This is a genomic window from Citrobacter sp. Cc139 (genome assembly GCF_030334645.1).
GTDB lineage: Bacteria > Pseudomonadota > Gammaproteobacteria > Enterobacterales > Enterobacteriaceae > Citrobacter > Citrobacter werkmanii.
This window is the reverse complement of the sequence record NZ_JAOWDM010000075.1, coordinates 26,788-44,914: the sequence shown is the minus strand read 5'-3', so window position 1 is coordinate 44,914 and position 18,127 is coordinate 26,788. Positions and strand designations below refer to the sequence as shown.

The window sequence follows — 18,127 nt, the reverse complement described above, 5'->3', positions numbered from 1 at the left end:
ATAATGACTATAAAAAAAACGGCGCTGGCGGTATCGATCGGCGCAGCAGTGGCATTAACGACTTTCGCTTCCCAGGCGGAAATCACGATCCTGAAACAAGATCCGCAGGCGGGCGATCCGCTGAGCCGTCTTAACTTCACCGTCGGCGGGAGTATTCGTCCGCAGTTCCAGAATATGGCCGGTGACGATGGTAAGAATGGCTACAAACGTAATGGCTTCGACGGCGGGACGCGTTTCCGCTTCGCCGCAGACTACTATCTGTTTGATGATATCAGTTGGGTGAGCTACTACGAGCTGGGCGTTAACTTCCCGGCCATGTTCAACTGGGATAATCACTACGCTGACGGCGCCAACGATACCACGCGTCGTATGCTGTACACCGGTCTGAAGAGCGCGACCTGGGGTACGCTGACCTTCGGCCAACAGAACAGTATTTACTATGATGTGGTCGGGGCGAAAACGGATATCTGGGATTACGATATGATCGGTCAGGCGCCAGGTAACGGTATCAATGGCGACTATGACGGTTCCTATCGTACACGTAAATCGTTGAAGTATAAGAAAACGGTGGGGGATGTTGATCTCTACGCATCTTATCTGTTCAGCGATGATTACAACCCGAACAACGGCCTGCGCTACAAGCGTAAAGGCGGCGGCTCGTTGGGTGTGGATTACCACATCACCGATGACCTGACCTGGGGTACGGCGTGGAACTACACCCGTGCGGAAATGCGTGGCGACACCAGCAAAACCTACGATCAAAACATCGTCGGTACCGCACTGAGCTGGAAACCGGACAACTGGACCTTCTCAATGGGCGGCGGCTGGTATCAAAACTTCATGACCACCAAAAAAGTTTCGGTTAACGACTACTTTGCCGGTGATGCCTGGGGTCTGGAATACTTCGCGGGTTATACCTTCCCGATTGGTCAGTATGCGCTGAAATCTGTTCAGCCGTACTTTATGGGCGATCGTATCGAATACGTGAATGGTCGTAACTATCTGCGTACCGACAACGGTGTGGGTATCAGCTTCCAGTTGGATTACGGTTTCCGTGTGGATTACGAACACGTCTTTACCTCCAGCACCGACAACCTGGGCGATATGAACCTGGTGCGTCTGCGTTACGACTTCTAAGTCAATTTTCCTTCCAAAGCCGGGTAGCCAGGGCGTTATCCGGTTTTTTACTCTCCGTTGCCGAAAAACGCATAAGCACCTTCCTTGCACATTCAACGACATACTTCGCAACATCATGAAATAATTTCAAGGACAGCGGGTTGTGATCTGTGTCATGTTAGAAATCTGCCTGTTATCAGGCCAACGAGAACAACGCCGCATGAACGGCGTGAGACATGACACCACAACGTTAAAATGGAGAAAATATGGGATTGCGTCAGAGTTTACGCGTCGCGACCGGGGCGCTGTTACTGGCCTGCGGCTTACAATTTGCTCATGCGAACAGTGACCCGCATACCATCGTGTTTGGCGTCGCGCCTGGACCGTACGGCGATATGGTGAAACAGGCTATTGCCCCTACGCTGAAAGAGAAAGGCTATAAGGTGGTGGTGCGCGAATTCAGCGACTACGTGCAGCCGAATATGGCGCTCTCCAACGGCAGCATTGATGCCAACCTGTTCCAGCACTCGCTCTATTTTGACAAATTCACCGCCGATAAAGGACTGAAGCTGAGCAAGCTGATTGTGGTCCCGACGGCCGGGATGGGGTTTTACTCGCACAAAATCAAAAGTCTGGATGAGTTGAAAAAAGGGGATGTGATCACGCTGTCCAACGATCCGACCAACCTGGCCCGCGGTCTGCGTTTCCTGCAATCCATTGGCCTTATCACCATCAAAGACAATATCGATCCCACGAAAGCCTCCGAGCGTGATATCGCCAGCAACCCGAAAGGGCTGGTGTTTAAACCCTTGGAAGCGGCGCAACTGCCACGCACTTTGGACGGTGTGACCGGCGCGCTGGTCAACGGTAACTTTGCCGTGGCGGCAAAACTGGATCTTTCCAGCGCCATCAAGCAAGAGCATCTGGACGAAAACCTGAAAAATATCATTGCGGTACGCAGTGAAGATGCGGATAAACCGTTCGCGAAAGATATTGTTGAAGCGGTGAAGTCTCCGGCGTATCGCGCGGTGATCGACGATCCGCAAAACATCTACAGCGCTTTCCAGAAACCGGAATGGATGTCGGCAGCCCAATAATCGCTGCATGCAAGGGTTAACAGGGGCAGCGGCGACTGCCCTTTTCGCATTTCTGAGGTGGATATGATTGAGATAGAAAAGGTTTGCGTGGATTTTACCGCAGGCCGTGGACCCTCAACCCGGGCGGTTGATGACGTCAGCTTGCATATTGGCGCGGGCGAGATATTTGGTATTGTCGGGACCAGCGGCGCGGGGAAAAGTACGCTACTGCGCACCTTGAACGCCTTAACGCGTCCGAGCAAGGGAAGCGTGAAGGTGAACGGCGTAGAAATTTCTGCGCTGGAAGGCGCTCAGTTACGTAAAGCGCGTCAGCGCATTGGCATGATTTTTCAGCACTTTAATCTGATGCATACCCGCACCGTGGCGCAAAACGTCGCCTTTAGTCTGAAAGCTGCCGGGTGGGAACGCAGCAAGATTGCTCCACGCGTCACCGAGATTCTGGCGCTGGTCGGACTGTCTGATAAGGCGAACCGTTTTCCGGTTCAGCTCAGCGGTGGTCAGAAGCAGCGCGTAGGTATTGCCCGTGCGATTGCTAATCATCCGGATGTGTTGCTGTGCGATGAACCCACTTCCGCGTTAGATCTCGAAACCTCGGCCACGATTCTGGCGCTGCTTAAGCAGATCAACCAACAGTTGGGGATCACGATCGTGCTGATCACTCACGAGATGAACGTGATCAAATCGATTTGCGATCGCGTGGCGGTGATGTCAGGCGGCAAGGTGGTGGAGTCCGGGGAGGTGTTTGACGTTTTTGCTCACCCACAGCACGCCTTCACCCAGCAACTGGTGTCGCATACTCTCAATCTGACGCTACCTGAGCGTCTGCGCCAGCATCTGCCCGGCCAGTTGCTGAAAATTCTTTTTATCGGCGATTCGGCGGAACAGCCTGTGCTGTCAGAAGTTGCGGTTAAATTTGGCGTGGCGGTGAACATTCTGCACGGCAAAATTGAATATATCGGAGAACGCGCGCTGGGGATTCTGGTGGTGCAACTCACCGCGCCGCATAACCCTTCTGCGGTGGATGTCGCCGTGGAACATATTCGTCAACGTACTGCTCAAGTGGAGGTGATTCGTGGATGATTTATTGCCTGATTTGACGCTGGCGTTTAATGAAACCTTCCAGATGCTGAGCATCTCAACGGTGCTGGCGATTATTGGCGGTTTGCCGCTCGGTTTTCTAATTTTCGTCACCGATCGGCATTTATTCTGGCAGAACCGTTTTGTGTATCTGCTCAGCTCCGTGCTGGTAAATATTATCCGCTCGGTACCGTTTGTGATCCTGCTGGTGCTGCTGCTACCGCTCACCCAGTTTTTGCTCGGCAATACCATCGGACCGATTGCCGCCTCCGTGCCGCTTTCCGTGGCGGCGATTGCTTTTTATGCCCGGCTGGTGGATAGCGCGCTACGCGAAGTGGATAAAGGCATTATTGAGGCGGCGGAAGCGTTTGGCGCCAGCCCGATGCGCATCATCTGCACCGTGTTGTTGCCGGAGGCCAGCGCGGGACTGTTGCGTGGACTGACGATCACGTTGGTGAGCCTGATCGGTTACTCCGCGATGGCCGGGATTGTCGGCGGCGGTGGGGTAGGTGACCTGGCGATTCGCTTTGGTTATTACCGCTATGAAACCCAGGTCATGATCGTCACCGTTGTCGCGCTGATTATTCTGGTGCAGGTCGTGCAGGTGCTGGGCGACTGGCTGGCGAAACGCGCGGATAAGCGCGACAGGCATTAATTACTGTGCGTTAAGCCATCCGGCCACGTCCTGCCAGGTGCCGCGAAAGACGATTTTCGCGGCTTTCTTTTCCAGTTGATAGCGATACATCGGGTCGTAATACTCGTTGAGCAACGGCACCAGCCAGCCCATGTGGGCGTCGGTACTGCCCGTCGACTGCTGTTCGTGCAGAGCCACGTCAAGCAGGGCGGTCAGCTCGGCAAAGCGCTGTAACCCCAGACGACGGCGGATAGCAAACAGACCGTGGTGCAGATACTCACTGTATTCCTGCCAGCCCTGGATCTCACCATAAGCGTGGGTAAAATCGTGGTGCATGCGCACGAAATACTCCTCGCGCAGGCGCTCCAGACGCAGCTCAAGAGGATCGTCCACCACCGCAATGGACGCCTCGGTCATGCGCTCGCGCAGGCATTCGGGCAGATGGTTAGCGCCGATCATCCGGCCTTCATCTTCCAGCACCCACTGGCGCAAATCCTGTCGGCTGTCCGTTTTGAGCATTTCGACTGCCAGCAGGTTTTCAAAACTCGCCTGGCTTAGCTGCGGCTCTACGGTACGTCCAAACGAGGAACCGCGATGGTGCGCCAGTCCTTCGAGATCCACACCGTTCGGCTGCTGTTGAACCAGTTGCGTTTTACCGTTCCCGGTACAGCCGCCAATTAAGACGATCGGTTTTTGCACCAATTCTTCCGTTATCCGTATGACCGCCTGGCGCAGAGCCTTATAACCACCTTGTATCAGCGGGTAGTCAATGCCGGACTCGTGCAGCCACTGCTGCACAATATGCGAACGCTGACCGCCGCGCGCGCAGCATAAATATCCTTTTGGATACTGGCGACAAGCACTCTGCCAGGCGTACATGCGCTGTTGGCGGGTTTCACCCGAGACCAGTTGATGGCCCAATTCCAGGGCAGCCTCAGGCCCCTGACGTTTATAACAGGTACCGACGGCGGCGCGTTCGTCATCGTTCATTAAGGGGAGATTGACTGCGCCCGGCATCGCGCCTTGTTGAAATTCGACGGGGGCGCGTACATCGATAATAGGCGTACCGGCGAGCAGAATCGCGCGATAGTCCTGTGCTGTTTGTGTGTCTTGCATAATAAAAAACGAAACCTCAAATCATCTTGCGTATCATTTTACGCGCCAAAGAGCAGGATGACTTGATTTTCAATCGCGTGCATTGTTGAAAATTGCTAAAAATCCGGCGATTTCTGGTTTTCGCTGCGTAAATAACGTCACAATATCTTCCACAGCCTTACCTGCGCCAAACTTATGCCAGGCGAGACTTAAGGGGGAAGGGGGGCGCATAGTAGGAATAATGCTACTGACCAGTTGCCCGTTATCAAGCAATGGCTGGCACAGCGGTTGCGGAACAAAGCCGATACCCACCCCGGCAAGATGCGCCGCAATTTTGGTTTCCATGTCCGGGACAATAATCTCTTTTTGGCCGGGAAGCCGCCACGCGACCCGTTTGGTCAGGGTGCGCGCACTGTCTTCAATGTTGATCGCCGGAAAACGGCGCAACTGCGCTTCCGTTAATGGACCACTGACGTCTGCCAATGGATGATTCGCCGACATAACAAACCGCCACTGAACAGACCCCAAAGGATCGAGGGTAAAGGTGTTGGCCATTGGTTCAGTACCCGTGACGCCGATAGCCAGAGAGAATCCTTCATACAGCAGTGAATCCCAGACGCCCATATAGATTTGCCGGGAAAAGTGAAACTGAGTAAAGGGATAGCGGGCGTTAAGCCAGGATAACAGGCGAGCGACGGCTTGCGGGCTATACAGCAGGTTGTTGACCACGATATTCACCTGACGCTCTACGCCGTCGTTCACTTGCTGTAATTCGCTGGGCATGCTGTCCAGCCAGGCGAGCCAGTCCTTTGCCTGAGAAAGAAGATGCGAGCCCGCGGCGGTTAACGTAACGCTGCGGGTGGTGCGAAAGAACAGAGCAACCCCGGTATTTTCTTCCAGAAGCTTAATGCGATAGCTGATGGTGGCCGTGGTTTTACACAAGCGATCCGCCGCCCTGGAGAAACTCCCTGTTTCGGCTACGCCAATAAAAGTACGCAGTGTTTCTGGATCAAACATCGTCAGCTACTCCCTGAATGCTCTTCCGCAAGCCTGATTTCTTGTTCTCTGATTTATAAGTATTTTTACATAATGGCCTTGTTTAAATTGTGGTCTAAATCGAATTTTGGAAAAATATTCCAACTTTTGTGTTGATGTTAAATCCCGAAGGTTTTAGATTGCATGATATTGAAGCCGCTAACTGTTCTGGCTGCGGTTCAGAGGAATTCAGTTACAAGGAAAAGATGATGAAACTTGAGGTATTACCGTTAAATCAGCACACGTTCAGCGCCTATGGCGATGTCATCGAAACCCATAAACGTGATTTTTTTCATATCAATGATGGGTTGGTTGAACGTTATCACGATCTGGCTAATGTGGAGATCCTTGAGCAGGACCGAACGCTCATCAGCATTAACCGCGCGCAACCGGCAGCGATGCCTTTTATTGTGCATGAACTGGAGCGCCACCCGCTGGGTACCCAGGCATTTATGCCCATGAAGGGCGAAGCGTTTGTGGTGATTGTCGCACTTGGTGAGGACAAACCCGATCTTTCCACCTTAAAAGCTTTTATCACCAATGGTCAACAGGGGGTGAATTATCACCGAAACGTCTGGCATCACCCGCTGTTTGCCTGGCAAACCGTGACCGATTTCCTGACGGTCGATCGTGGTGGTAGCGATAATTGCGATGTTGAACGTATCCCGGCACATGAACTCTGTTTTGCGTGACGCTATTGGCCTTCTTGCTTAATATGAGCATATTGTTCATTGTTTATGCTCATATTTTGGGCCGGAGTAAATGTAGTGGAGACGGAAGTAAGACGGCGCGGCAGGCCTGGACAGACGGAGCCGGTTGCGCAGAAAGGCGCTCAGGCGCTCGAAAGAGGCATTGCGATTTTGCAGTATCTCGAAAGAAGTGGGGGGAGTTCGTCAGTCAGCGATATTTCCGGCAGTCTGGATTTACCGCTCTCCACGACTTTTCGCCTGCTAAAGGTTTTACAGGGTGCTGATTTTGTCTATCAGGACAGTCAGTTAGGATGGTGGCATATCGGTTTAGGCGTCTTCAATGTGGGCTCCGCGTATATTCATAATCGCGACGTCCTGTCGGTAGCCGGACCATTTATGCACCGATTAATGCTGCTGTCAGGCGAAACGGTGAATGTCGCGATTCGTAATGGCACTGAAGCGGTGCTGATTGGCCAGAAGGAGTGCAAATCGATGGTCAGGATGTGTGCACCTTTGGGCAGCCGTATGCCGTTGCATGCTTCCGGTGCGGGGAAAGCATTGCTTTATCCGCTGATGGAAGAAGAGTTAATGGACATTGTCGTGAAAACGGGTTTGCAGCAGTTTACGCCGAACACGTTGGTGGATTTTCCTACTCTGCTGCGTAATCTGGAACAGGCGCGCGAGAATGGCTATATCGTTGATCACGAAGAACATGTTGTTGGATTGAATTGCATCGCTTCGGCTATCTATGACGATGCAGGCAGTGTAGTGGCTGCCATCTCTATTTCAGGGCCCGCATCCAGACTGACGGAAGATCGTTTTATTAGTCAGGGGGAGCTGGTACGGGATACAGCACGAGATATCAGTACGGCGCTTGGGTTAAAAGCACCCGTAGCTTAAGTCGCAACCCGCTCAGAGGAGCGGGACTTTTTTGGATTTTTTTAAAGTTGGAAAAATTTTCCAATAAATAGAGGTAGAAAGAAAATGGCAAAAATGAGAGCCGTTGACGCGGCAATGTATGTGCTGGAAAAAGAAGGTATCACCACCGCATTTGGCGTGCCTGGAGCGGCAATCAACCCGTTCTATTCCGCAATGCGTAATCACGGCGGCATCCGTCACATTCTGGCTCGCCACGTTGAAGGCGCCTCCCATATGGCGGAAGGTTATACGCGTGCCGCTGCAGGCAACATTGGCGTCTGCCTTGGCACTTCAGGCCCGGCTGGAACTGACATGATCACTGCACTGTATTCCGCCTCTGCCGACTCTATTCCTATTTTATGTATCACTGGTCAGGCGCCTCGTGCCCGCCTGCATAAGGAAGATTTTCAGGCTGTCGATATTGAATCTATCGCTAAACCGGTCAGCAAAATGGCGGTAACGGTACGTGAAGCGGCACTGCTGCCTCGGGTTTTACAGCAGGCATTCCATGTCATGCGCTCAGGTCGCCCTGGCCCGGTGCTGATCGATTTGCCTTTTGATGTCCAGGTTGAAGAAATCGAATTCGATCCCGACATGTATGAGCCTTTGCCGGTGTACAAACCAGCCGCCAGCCGCAAGCAAATTGAGAGAGCGCTGGAAATGCTAATCCAGGCGGAACGTCCGGTTATCGTAGCAGGGGGCGGGGTGATTAATGCTGATGCTTCCGCACTGCTGCAACGTTTTGCGGAGCTGACCCATGTACCGGTTATCCCTACCTTGATGGGCTGGGGATGTATCCCTGACGATCATGAGTTAATGGCCGGCATGGTCGGGCTACAAACCGCGCACCGCTACGGAAATGCCACGCTGCTTGCTTCTGATATGGTGTTCGGTATTGGTAACCGTTTTGCTAACCGTCACACCGGCTCGGTCTCGAAGTACACCGAAGGGCGCAAAATCATTCATTTCGACATTGAACCGACGCAAATTGGCCGTGTTCTGTGCCCGGATTTGGGCATTGTTTCTGATGCCAAAGCCGCGCTGACCTTGTTGATTGAAGTCGCTCAGGAAATGCAGAAAGCCGGACGTTTACCTTGCCGGAATAGCTGGGTTGATGAATGCCAACAGCGTAAGCGAACGTTACTGCGTAAAACCCACTTCGACAATGTCCCGGTGAAACCGCAGCGTGTCTATGAAGAGATGAATAAAGCCTTTGGTCGCGACGTTTGCTACGTCACCACCATCGGATTATCACAAATTGCCGCTGCGCAAATGCTGCATGTGTTCAAAGAGCGTCACTGGATCAACTGCGGCCAGGCTGGCCCTCTCGGCTGGACGCTGCCTGCGGCATTAGGGGTTTGTGTTGCCGACCCAACACGCAATGTCGTCGGGATTTCGGGGGATTTTGACTTCCAGTTCCTGATTGAAGAACTGGCGGTAGGCGCGCAATTCAATATTCCTTACATCCATGTGCTGGTCAACAACGCCTATCTGGGCCTGATTCGTCAATCGCAGCGTGCTTTTGATATGGATTACTGCGTCCAACTGGCGTTTGAAAATATCAACTCCAGCGAAGTAAACGGCTATGGCGTCGATCACGTCAAAGTGGCAGAGGGATTAGGTTGTAAGGCCATTCGCGTCTTCAAACCTGAAGATCTCGCTCCGGCGTTTGAACAAGCCAAAGTCCTGATGGCGCAGTATCGCGTTCCGGTTGTGGTCGAAGTGATCCTTGAGCGAGTGACCAATATCTCGATGGGTAGCGAGCTGGATAACGTGACCGAGTTTGAAGAGGTTGCAGACGGTGCAGTTGATGCGCCAACCGAAACCTGTTTTATGAAATATGAATAGAGGAGGTGACAGATGTTACGGTTCTCAGCCAATCTTTCCATGCTGTTTCTGGAATACAGTTTCCTTGAGCGTTTCGACAAAGCGGCGCAAGCGGGGTTTCGTGGCGTAGAGTTTATGTTTCCCTACGATTACGACATTGACGTCTTAAAGGAAAAACTGCAGACCAACAAGCTGGAGCATACGTTGCATAATCTCCCCGCCGGAGATTGGGCGGCGGGTGAACGTGGTATCGCCTGTATTCCGGGGCGCGAAGAAGAGTTTCGTGATGGTGTGGCCGCGGCTATTCGCTATGCGAAGGGGCTGGGCAATAAAAAAATCAATTGCCTGGTAGGTAAAACACCGGCGGGTTTTTCGACTGAACAGATCCAGCAAACGCTGGTGGAAAATCTGCGCTATGCGGCCAACATGTTAGCGAAAGAAGATATTTTATTGCTGATTGAGCCGATCAACCATTTTGATATTCCTGGTTTCTTTCTCACCGGTACACATCAGGCGTTAGCGTTAATTGATAGCGTCGGATGCAATAATATCAAAATTCAGTATGACATTTATCATATGCAGCGCATGGAAGGGGAATTAACCCAGACCATGACCACGTGGGCAAATAAAATAGGTCATTTGCAAATTGCAGATAACCCTCGTCGCGGAGAGCCTGGGACCGGGGAAATCAATTATGACTTTATTTTTAAGTTTATTGATAAATCAGGTTATGACGGGTGGGTAGGCTGCGAATATAAGCCGCTGACGACCACCGAAGCAGGATTATCGTGGATTAATCAGTATCGATAATTTGTAAGTAATTTCAGGCAACACTATTTTTTCCACTCTGTTGGAAGGGAATCGTTTTGCCTGAATTCAGGAATACCGACAGATATAAAAGAGGTTGCAAATGAAACTGGGATTTATTGGCCTGGGTATTATGGGATCGCCAATGGCGATTAATCTGGCGCGTGCCGGACATCAATTACATGTCACGACCATTGGACCTGTGGTTGAAGAGTTGCTGTCACTGGGGGCGGTTAATGTTGAAACTGCGCGTCAGGTGACTGATTTCGCAGATATTATATTCATCATGGTGCCGGATACGCCGCAGGTTGAAGAAGTGCTTTTTGGTGAACACGGGTGCGCTAAAACCGCATTGCAGGGAAAAACCATTGTCGATATGAGTTCTATTTCTCCTATCGAAACCAAGCGTTTTGCTCAGCAGGTTAATGAACTCGGCGGGGATTACCTGGATGCGCCTGTGTCCGGTGGGGAAATTGGCGCTCGCGAAGGGACGCTGTCCATTATGGTTGGCGGTGAAGCTGATGTATTTGAACGGGTGAAACCGCTCTTTGATATTCTGGGAAAAAATATCACTCTGGTGGGCGGGAATGGTGATGGCCAAACCTGTAAAGTGGCTAACCAAATTATCGTGGCCTTAAATATTGAAGCCGTTTCTGAGGCGCTGGTATTTGCCTCTAAAGCGGGCGCGGATCCGGTTCGCGTGCGTCAGGCATTAATGGGCGGGTTTGCCTCATCTCGTATTCTGGAAGTACATGGTGAGCGCATGATTAAGCGCACTTTTGATCCCGGATTCAAAATTGCACTGCATCAAAAAGATCTCAACCTTGCATTACAAAGTGCCAAGGCGCTCTCATTGAATTTGCCTAATACGGCAACCTGTCAGGAGTTATTTAATACCTGTGCCGCGAATGGTGGTAGCCAGTTGGATCACTCGGCAATGGTTCAGGCCCTGGAATTAATGGCTAATCATAAATTGTCATGATCGTTGGTATCGCTGCAATCCTGCAGCGATACATTTTAATCAGACACACTTTGGAAAGGTGCATGTCATGAGTGAAAAAAATACATCCGGTATTGAATACTGGAAGAAGATCGTCGTCGTAATGAGTCTGGGTTGGGTTGCAATATGGATTTATCGCACCGTATTAACCCCTATTTATCCTGAGATTCAGGCTTCCCTGGGCAATGTCAGCAATGCTGAAATTGGCGCCATCGCCAGTTTCTATTTTTTCGCCTATTGCAGTATGCAAATTCCCTGCGGAATTTTGGTCGATAAGCTTGGCCAGAAAATTATGCTGATGTGTGGGTTTACGCTCTTTATTATTGGTACGCTCAGTATCGCAAAAGCCACGGGACTGGTGATGATCTATGCCGGTTCGCTGATGGCAGGAGCGGGCTGCGCCTCTTTCTTTAGTTCTGCGTATTCTCTCTCTTCGGCAAATGTCCCGCAGGCTCGCCGGGCACTGGCAAACGCCATCATTAATAGCGGCTCTGCGATTGGGATGGGGATCGGTTTAATCGGCTCCAGCGTGTTGGTTAAAAGTATGAGCATGGCCTGGCAAAACGTGTTGTTCCTGGTTGCGGCTGTGTTGGTGGTGATGTTGTGCGTATTTACTTTGGTTATCCGCGGTAAGGCAAAAAGCGAAACGGCGGTGTCAGAGCAAAAAACGCAGACGGCAACGATGACAGAAGAGAAAAGTCCGCCGCTGTTTTCGGGTTTGTTATGCAGCGTCTACTTCCTCTATTTCTGTACCTGTTATGGCTATTACCTGATTGTGACCTGGCTTCCGTCCTATCTGCAGACTGAAAGGGGATTTGATGGTGGCGCGATTGGGGTTGCCTCGGCTTTGGTCGCCGTGGTGGGAGTTCCCGGTGCGTTGTTCTTCAGCCATCTGTCCGATAAATTCCGTAACAGCAAAGTCAAAGTCATTCTTGGGCTGGAAATTATGGCCGCCGCAATGCTGGTGTTTACGGTGTTATCGCCGAATACCACGATGTTGATGGTCAGCCTGACTCTGTACGGTTTATTGGGAAAAATGGCGGTGGATCCCATCCTGATCTCCTTCGTGTCTGAACAGGCGTCGGCGAAAACGTTGGGCAGAGCATTTAGCCTGTTTAACTTCTTTGGTATGAGTTCAGCCGTTATTGCGCCAACGTTAACCGGATTTATTTCCGATTTGACTGGCTCAAAAGAGATAAGCTTTGTCATCTCGGCTTGTCTGGTTGTTACCGGAACGCTTATTTTTGCCGGCGTGACGTTATATAAAAAGAAAGCAACACCAGTTACTGCTTCAGCATAAAAATATAATTAAAACTATTTGCATTACTTAATATATTGTTTTTGTTCCACATAGCTAAACCCATTACAACGTTATCCGATACGTGACAAGAGGGATTTATGGAACAGCAAAGAGATCTATACCAACAACGTGGTTATAGTGACGACTTATTACCGAAAACGGCAGCACAACGAAACTGGAAAACATTTAACTATTTTACTTTATGGATGGGGTCAGTACATAACGTACCTAATTATGTTATGGTTGGCGGGTTCTTCATTCTCGGACTGTCCACATTCAGTATTATGCTGGCTATTATTATTAGTGCATTGTTTATTGCATTAGTCATGGTTATGAACGGCGCCGCCGGAAGTAAATATGGTGTACCTTTTGCAATGATTCTGCGTGGCTCGTATGGCGTACGTGGCGCGCTTTTCCCGGGATTATTAAGAGGCGGCATTGCAGCAATTATGTGGTTCGGGCTGCAATGTTATGCTGGATCGCTGGCTTTTCTTATTCTGATTGGCAAGATATGGCCTGGGTTTTTAACGCTGGGCGGTGATTTTACACTACTGGGGTTGTCTCTGCCGGGGTTAATCACATTTCTTATCTTTTGGCTGATTAACGTTGGTATCGGTTTTGGCGGCGGTAAAGTATTAAATAAATTTACTGCGATCCTGAACCCTTGCATTTATATCGTTTTTGGCGGAATGGCTATCTGGGCGATATCCCTGGTAGGGATTGGCCCCATTCTGGACTACATTCCGGGCGGTGTGCAAAAAGCGGGAAACAGCGGATTCCTGTTCCTGGTAGTGATTAACGCCGTGGTTGCGGTATGGGCCGCTCCGGCGGTGAGCGCATCGGACTTTACGCAAAATGCCCACTCATTTCGTGAACAGGCGTTAGGCCAGACGCTGGGTCTTATTGTCGCGTACGTGTTATTTGCGATTGCCAGCGTGTGTATTATTGCTGGTGCCAGTATTCATTATGGAACGGATACCTGGAATGTGCTGGATATCGTACAGCGTTGGGACAGTCTGTTTGCCTCATTCTTCGCAGTTTTGGTTATTCTGATGACCACAATTTCAACAAACGCTACGGGTAATATTATCCCGGCTGGTTATCAGATTGCCGCAATTGCGCCAACAAAACTAACATATAAAAAAGGTGTATTGATTGCCAGTATTATTAGCTTACTGATTTGTCCATGGAAGCTTATGGAAAATCAGAGCAGCATTTATCTGTTTCTGGACATCATCGGCGGTATGCTCGGTCCTGTTATTGGTGTTATGTTGGCGCACTATTTTGTCGTTATGCGTGGCAAGATTAATCTTGATGAATTATATACCGCCAGTGGTAATTACCAATATTATGATAATGGATTTAACCTGACGGCATTCTCCGTAACGTTAGTGGCGGTAATTCTTTCACTGGGTGGGAAGTTTATTCCATTGCTTGAGCCGTTATCGCGAGTGTCGTGGTTTGTTGGGGTTATTGTCGCATTTGTGGCATATGCCTTACTGAAAAAAAGAATGGTTGGACAACCTGCCGCAGTAGAAAAAGCAACAGGTCAGTTGTAATGAAATCAGTAAACGTAGGTGTAAGCGTGCGTTATTTATAAAAACTATCTGTATCCATACAAGGAGTTCGTTATGTCTTTTGATTTAATTATTAAGAACGGTACTGTTATTTTAGAAAATGAAGCTCGTATTGTTGATATTGCCGTCCAGGCAGGAAAAATCGCCGCCATTGGTGAGAATCTGGGGGAGGCAAAGCAGGTAATGGATGCGACAGGTCTGGTGGTTTCACCGGGCATGGTCGATGCGCATACCCATATCTCTGAGCCGGGGCGTACACATTGGGAAGGCTATGAGACCGGAACGCGTGCCGCGGCAAAAGGCGGTATCACCACAATGATCGAAATGCCTCTCAACCAACTGCCCGCGACGGTGGATCGCGAAACCATCGAACTTAAATTTGATGCGGCAAAAGGCAAATTGACCATTGATGCCGCGCAGCTTGGCGGTCTGGTTTCTTACAACCTTGATCGTCTGCACGAGCTGGATGAGGTCGGTGTCGTCGGTTTCAAATGCTTCGTTGCCACCTGTGGCGATCGCGGAATCGACAATGACTTCCGTGACGTTAACGACTGGCAGTTCTACAAAGGCGCGCAGAAGTTAGCAGAAATGGACCAGACGGTGCTGGTGCATTGCGAAAATGCGCTCATTTGCGACGAGCTTGGCGAGGAAGCTAAACGCGAAGGCCGTGTGACGGCACATGATTATGTGGCTTCACGTCCGGTTTTCACTGAGGTGGAAGCTATTCGCCGTGTGCTGTATCTGGCAAAAGTCGCCGGTTGCCGCCTGCACGTTTGCCATATCAGCAGCCCGGAAGGCGTGGAAGAAGTGACCCGTGCCCGCCAGGAAGGCCAGGATGTGACCTGCGAATCCTGCCCGCATTATTTTGTGCTGGATACCGATCAGTTTGAAGAGATTGGCACGCTGGCAAAATGTTCTCCGCCGATCCGCGATCGACAGAATCAACAAGGTATGTGGGAAAAACTGTTCAATGGTGAGATTGACTGCCTGGTTTCCGACCACTCGCCATGCCCACCAGAAATGAAGGCTGGCAATATCATGCAGGCGTGGGGCGGCATTGCCGGACTGCAGAGCTGCATGGACGTCATGTTTGATGAGGCCGTGCAAAAACGCGGTATGTCGCTGCCGCTATTCGCTAAATTGATGGCAACCAACGCCGCAGATATTTTTGGCCTGAAACAGAAAGGACGTATTGCCCCGGGTAAAGATGCTGACTTCGTCTTTATTCAACCGGACAGCAAATACGTTCTGAAAAACGAAGACCTGGAATACCGTCACAAAGTCAGCCCGTATGTTGGCCGGACGATTGGCGCGCGCATTACGAAAACTATTCTTCGCGGGGATGTTGTCTATGACATCGAGCAGGGATTCCCGGTAGCGCCAAAAGGTCAATTTATCCTTAAACATCAACAATAATGTGATGCGAATTAATGCCCGTCATGCTGGCGGGCATTCTCTATTTTAAGGTATGAATATGCTTCCTGTTATTAACCGCGAAAGTTTGCTATCTGGCTTTCAGTGGTTTTTCTTTATTTTTTGCAATACGGTCGTGGTCCCCCCAACGCTGGTTTCTGCTTTTCATCTCCCCGCGAGCAATTTGTTAATGCTCACGCAATACGCTTTTTTCACGACATCGCTGGCCTGCCTTGCGCAGGTCATTTGTGGCCATCGTCGCGCCATTATGGAAGGCCCGACCGGTTTATGGTGGGGCACCATTCTGACAATTACCCTGGCTGAGGCGTCACGCGGGACACCGCTCAATGATATCGCCACCAGTCTGAGCGTCGGGATTGTCATTTCCGCTGTGCTGACGATGATTATCGGCTTTAGCGGCTTAGGACACCGGTTGGCCCGGCTATTTACCCCAACGGTGATGGTCTTTTTTATGCTGCTGTTGGGCGCTCAGCTCACCACTATCTTTTTTAAGGGCATGTTGGGATTGCCTTTTGGCATTGCTGACACCAGCGTCAAAATTCAACTGGCGCCTTTTAGCCTGGCGGTTGGCGTGATGTGCTTCATCCTTGCGATGATCATTTTTTTACCGCAGCGGATCTCCCGTTATGCCCTGCTGGTGGGGGCGGTAGTGGGATGGGGACTCTGGCGATTGTGCTTTCCATCAACATCTTTGCCGTCTGGTGAATTAAGCTGGCAGTGGTTCCCGTTAGGCAGTCATGGCAGGCTGTTACCCGGTATTATCCTGACGGCGGTTATCACCGGTCTGGTGAATATCAGTAATACCTATGGCGCGGTGCGCGGCACGGACGTCTTTTATGCGCATCAAGGCTCCAGCAGCTCGCGTTATCGTCGTAGCTTTATCATTTCCGGTTTTATGACGCTGGTGACAGTGCCTTTTGCCGTGATTCCATTTTCACCTTTTGTCTCCTCTATCGGGCTGTTAACACAAACTGGCGACAGTTCGCGAAAATCATTTATTTGCGGCAGCGTATTATGTTTATTGGTGGCGATAGTGACGCCGCTAACCCGCTTATTCTGCGCCATTCCACTGGCGATCAGCAGTGCCGTTATGCTGGTCTCTTATCTGCCGTTGCTCTATTCCGGTCTGGTTTTCAGCCAGCAAATCACCTTTACCGCACGAAATATTTATCGGCTGGCACTCCCGCTGTTTGTGGGCATTTTTTTGATGGGGCTGCCACCGGTTTATTTACAAGATCTTCCACTGACTATTCGGCCATTACTGAGTAATGGCTTATTGGTGGGGATTTTACTGGCAGTGCTTATGGAAAACCTCATTCCATGGGAACGCATTAAATAACAGGATGAAAAGGATTAATGATGAAAATTGTAATTGCGCCAGATTCGTTTAAAGAGAGCTTAAGCGCCGAACAATGCTGCCAGGCAATTAAAGCTGGATTTTCAAGCATATTCCCGGATGCAGAATATATTTGTTTGCCTATTGCGGATGGCGGGGAGGGGACCGTGGATGCCATGGTGGCGGCGACAGGTGGAAAAGTGGTCTCGCTGGAGGTCTGTGGGCCGATGGGGGAAAAGGTCATGGGATTTTATGGCCTGACCGGTGATGGAAAGACCGCCATTATTGAAATGGCTGCGGCGAGTGGACTGATGCTAGTCGAACCGCAGGCGCGTAATCCGCTGCTGGCGTCAAGTTACGGTACTGGCGAACTGATTCGGCATGCGCTGGATGCCGGTATTCGTCATATTATCCTCGGTATCGGCGGGAGTGCGACAGTTGATGGCGGCATGGGGATGGCTCAGGCGCTGGGCGTGCGGTTTCTTGACGCGCAAGGGGCATCATTGAGGGCGGGAGGCGGTAGCTTGTCTCGCCTCGCGAGCATTGACCTGCAACAGTGCGATCCGCGGCTGACAGCATGTCGGATCGAAGTCGCTTGTGATGTGGACAACCCATTGGTTGGCCCGCGCGGCGCGGCAAGGGTATTTGGTCCGCAGAAGGGGGCGACGCCGGAAATGGTTGAGAAACTGGAAGAAGGGTTACTCAACTACGCGCATGTGCTGCAAGCGTTGACCGGTGAAGAGGTATCTCAGGTTGCGGGCGGTGGCGCGGCGGGCGGAATGGGCATCGCCGCGGCTATCTTTCTGCAGGCCATCATGAAACCAGGGATTGAGATTGTGCTGCAGGCTGTGCAACTGGAGCAGTCCATCAAAGATGCATCGCTGGTCATCACCGGCGAGGGACGTATTGATTCGCAAACGGTCGGGGGAAAAGCGCCAATCGGTGTTGCTTCTGTTGCTATGCAGCATCATGTTCCGGTTATTGGTATCGCCGGAGTGCTGGGGGAAGGCGTGGAGGTGGTTCACGATCATGGTATTGATGCGGTATTCAGTATTTTGCCGCGACTCGCACCATTGGCGGAAGTGCTGGCGAGCGGTGAAACCAACCTTTATTACTGCGCGCGTAATATTGCTTGCGCGATGAAGCTCGGTCAGGCAATGAATCTGCGTTAAGCATAAAAAAAGC

16 protein-coding genes are annotated in these 18,127 nt (G+C 50.9%); 14 read left to right on the top strand and 2 right to left on the bottom strand.

Annotated elements, in window-relative coordinates:
* Positions 1-3: 3 nt before the first annotated feature.
* The 4 genes from OGV69_RS08485 to OGV69_RS08470 all read left to right on the top strand — a co-directional run bounded on the left by OGV69_RS08485 (position 4) and on the right by OGV69_RS08470 (position 3,945).
* The gene (locus OGV69_RS08485) at positions 4-1,137 is read left to right on the top strand and encodes a porin (protein ID WP_069323985.1); all 1,134 of its coding nucleotides are present in this window, start codon (positions 4-6) and stop codon (positions 1,135-1,137) included.
* Positions 1,138-1,382: 245 nt separating this feature from the next.
* Entirely contained in the window at positions 1,383-2,213 is an 831-nt protein-coding gene (locus OGV69_RS08480; protein ID WP_038638419.1) for a MetQ/NlpA family ABC transporter substrate-binding protein, read from the top strand.
* A 63-nt stretch (positions 2,214-2,276) separates the two neighbouring features.
* Positions 2,277-3,293: a virulence-associated ABC transporter ATP-binding protein SfbB gene (sfbB, locus tag OGV69_RS08475; protein ID WP_069323986.1), complete on the top strand. Its 1,017-nt coding sequence runs from the start codon at positions 2,277-2,279 to the stop codon at positions 3,291-3,293.
* Positions 3,286-3,945 (top strand): methionine ABC transporter permease, encoded by a 660-nt coding sequence (locus OGV69_RS08470; protein ID WP_003831085.1) that lies wholly within the window; start codon positions 3,286-3,288, stop codon positions 3,943-3,945. The genes sfbB and OGV69_RS08470 overlap by 8 nt, the downstream gene beginning before the upstream one ends.
* Here the strand turns inward: OGV69_RS08470 and mnmH are convergent, their stop codons facing one another.
* Together mnmH and allS are read right to left on the bottom strand one after the other, a co-directional pair.
* Complete coding sequence (gene mnmH / locus OGV69_RS08465; protein ID WP_069323987.1) at positions 3,946-5,040, bottom strand: tRNA 2-selenouridine(34) synthase MnmH; 1,095 nt, start codon at positions 5,038-5,040, stop codon at positions 3,946-3,948.
* A gap of 69 nt (positions 5,041-5,109) precedes the next feature.
* On the bottom strand, positions 5,110-6,036 hold the full coding sequence (allS, locus tag OGV69_RS08460; protein ID WP_038638428.1) for an HTH-type transcriptional activator AllS: 927 nt from the start codon (positions 6,034-6,036) through the stop codon (positions 5,110-5,112).
* A 227-nt stretch (positions 6,037-6,263) separates the two neighbouring features.
* Here allS and allA point away from each other — a divergent pair, with 227 nt between their 5' ends.
* From allA to glxK, 10 genes are all read left to right on the top strand, one after another.
* Entirely contained in the window at positions 6,264-6,746 is a 483-nt protein-coding gene (gene allA / locus OGV69_RS08455; RefSeq protein ID WP_069323989.1) for an ureidoglycolate lyase, read from the top strand.
* 75 nt (positions 6,747-6,821) lie between these two features.
* Positions 6,822-7,643 carry an HTH-type transcriptional repressor AllR gene (gene allR / locus OGV69_RS08450; protein WP_038638433.1) on the top strand — a complete coding sequence of 274 codons (822 nt, stop codon included), beginning with the start codon at positions 6,822-6,824 and terminating at the stop codon, positions 7,641-7,643.
* A gap of 84 nt (positions 7,644-7,727) precedes the next feature.
* A complete protein-coding gene (gene gcl / locus OGV69_RS08445; RefSeq protein ID WP_069323990.1) occupies positions 7,728-9,509 on the top strand; it encodes a glyoxylate carboligase in 1,782 nt (593 codons plus the stop codon).
* 12 nt (positions 9,510-9,521) lie between these two features.
* Positions 9,522-10,298, top strand: coding sequence for a hydroxypyruvate isomerase (gene hyi, locus OGV69_RS08440; protein WP_038638438.1), 777 nt, complete (start codon positions 9,522-9,524; stop codon positions 10,296-10,298).
* Positions 10,299-10,398: 100 nt separating this feature from the next.
* Entirely contained in the window at positions 10,399-11,277 is an 879-nt protein-coding gene (gene glxR / locus OGV69_RS08435; RefSeq protein ID WP_069323991.1) for a 2-hydroxy-3-oxopropionate reductase, read from the top strand.
* Positions 11,278-11,344: 67 nt separating this feature from the next.
* Positions 11,345-12,595 carry an MFS transporter gene (locus OGV69_RS08430; RefSeq protein ID WP_038638443.1) on the top strand — a complete coding sequence of 417 codons (1,251 nt, stop codon included), beginning with the start codon at positions 11,345-11,347 and terminating at the stop codon, positions 12,593-12,595.
* A 98-nt stretch (positions 12,596-12,693) separates the two neighbouring features.
* Positions 12,694-14,154 (top strand): allantoin transporter, encoded by a 1,461-nt coding sequence (locus tag OGV69_RS08425; protein ID WP_069323992.1) that lies wholly within the window; start codon positions 12,694-12,696, stop codon positions 14,152-14,154.
* 72 nt (positions 14,155-14,226) lie between these two features.
* Positions 14,227-15,588 carry an allantoinase AllB gene (gene allB, locus OGV69_RS08420; protein ID WP_069323993.1) on the top strand — a complete coding sequence of 454 codons (1,362 nt, stop codon included), beginning with the start codon at positions 14,227-14,229 and terminating at the stop codon, positions 15,586-15,588.
* 58 nt (positions 15,589-15,646) lie between these two features.
* Positions 15,647-16,945, top strand: coding sequence for a uracil/xanthine transporter (locus OGV69_RS08415; RefSeq protein ID WP_038638451.1), 1,299 nt, complete (start codon positions 15,647-15,649; stop codon positions 16,943-16,945).
* A 20-nt stretch (positions 16,946-16,965) separates the two neighbouring features.
* Complete coding sequence (glxK, locus tag OGV69_RS08410; protein WP_069323994.1) at positions 16,966-18,114, top strand: glycerate 3-kinase; 1,149 nt, start codon at positions 16,966-16,968, stop codon at positions 18,112-18,114.
* The last annotated feature ends 13 nt before the right edge of the window (positions 18,115-18,127 follow it).

Coding starts and splice junctions, on each gene's coding strand:
- OGV69_RS08480 (WP_038638419.1), top strand. CDS start 1,383: ATGGGATTGCGTCAGAGTTTACGCGTCGCGACCGGGGCGCTGTTACTG.
- OGV69_RS08425 (WP_069323992.1), top strand. CDS start 12,694: ATGGAACAGCAAAGAGATCTATACCAACAACGTGGTTATAGTGACGAC.
- OGV69_RS08485 (WP_069323985.1), top strand. CDS start 4: ATGACTATAAAAAAAACGGCGCTGGCGGTATCGATCGGCGCAGCAGTG.
- gcl (WP_069323990.1), top strand. CDS start 7,728: ATGGCAAAAATGAGAGCCGTTGACGCGGCAATGTATGTGCTGGAAAAA.
- sfbB (WP_069323986.1), top strand. CDS start 2,277: ATGATTGAGATAGAAAAGGTTTGCGTGGATTTTACCGCAGGCCGTGGA.
- glxR (WP_069323991.1), top strand. CDS start 10,399: ATGAAACTGGGATTTATTGGCCTGGGTATTATGGGATCGCCAATGGCG.
- hyi (WP_038638438.1), top strand. CDS start 9,522: ATGTTACGGTTCTCAGCCAATCTTTCCATGCTGTTTCTGGAATACAGT.
- allA (WP_069323989.1), top strand. CDS start 6,264: ATGAAACTTGAGGTATTACCGTTAAATCAGCACACGTTCAGCGCCTAT.
- mnmH (WP_069323987.1), bottom strand. CDS start 5,040: ATGCAAGACACACAAACAGCACAGGACTATCGCGCGATTCTGCTCGCC.
- allS (WP_038638428.1), bottom strand. CDS start 6,036: ATGTTTGATCCAGAAACACTGCGTACTTTTATTGGCGTAGCCGAAACA.
- allB (WP_069323993.1), top strand. CDS start 14,227: ATGTCTTTTGATTTAATTATTAAGAACGGTACTGTTATTTTAGAAAAT.
- OGV69_RS08415 (WP_038638451.1), top strand. CDS start 15,647: ATGCTTCCTGTTATTAACCGCGAAAGTTTGCTATCTGGCTTTCAGTGG.
- OGV69_RS08430 (WP_038638443.1), top strand. CDS start 11,345: ATGAGTGAAAAAAATACATCCGGTATTGAATACTGGAAGAAGATCGTC.
- glxK (WP_069323994.1), top strand. CDS start 16,966: ATGAAAATTGTAATTGCGCCAGATTCGTTTAAAGAGAGCTTAAGCGCC.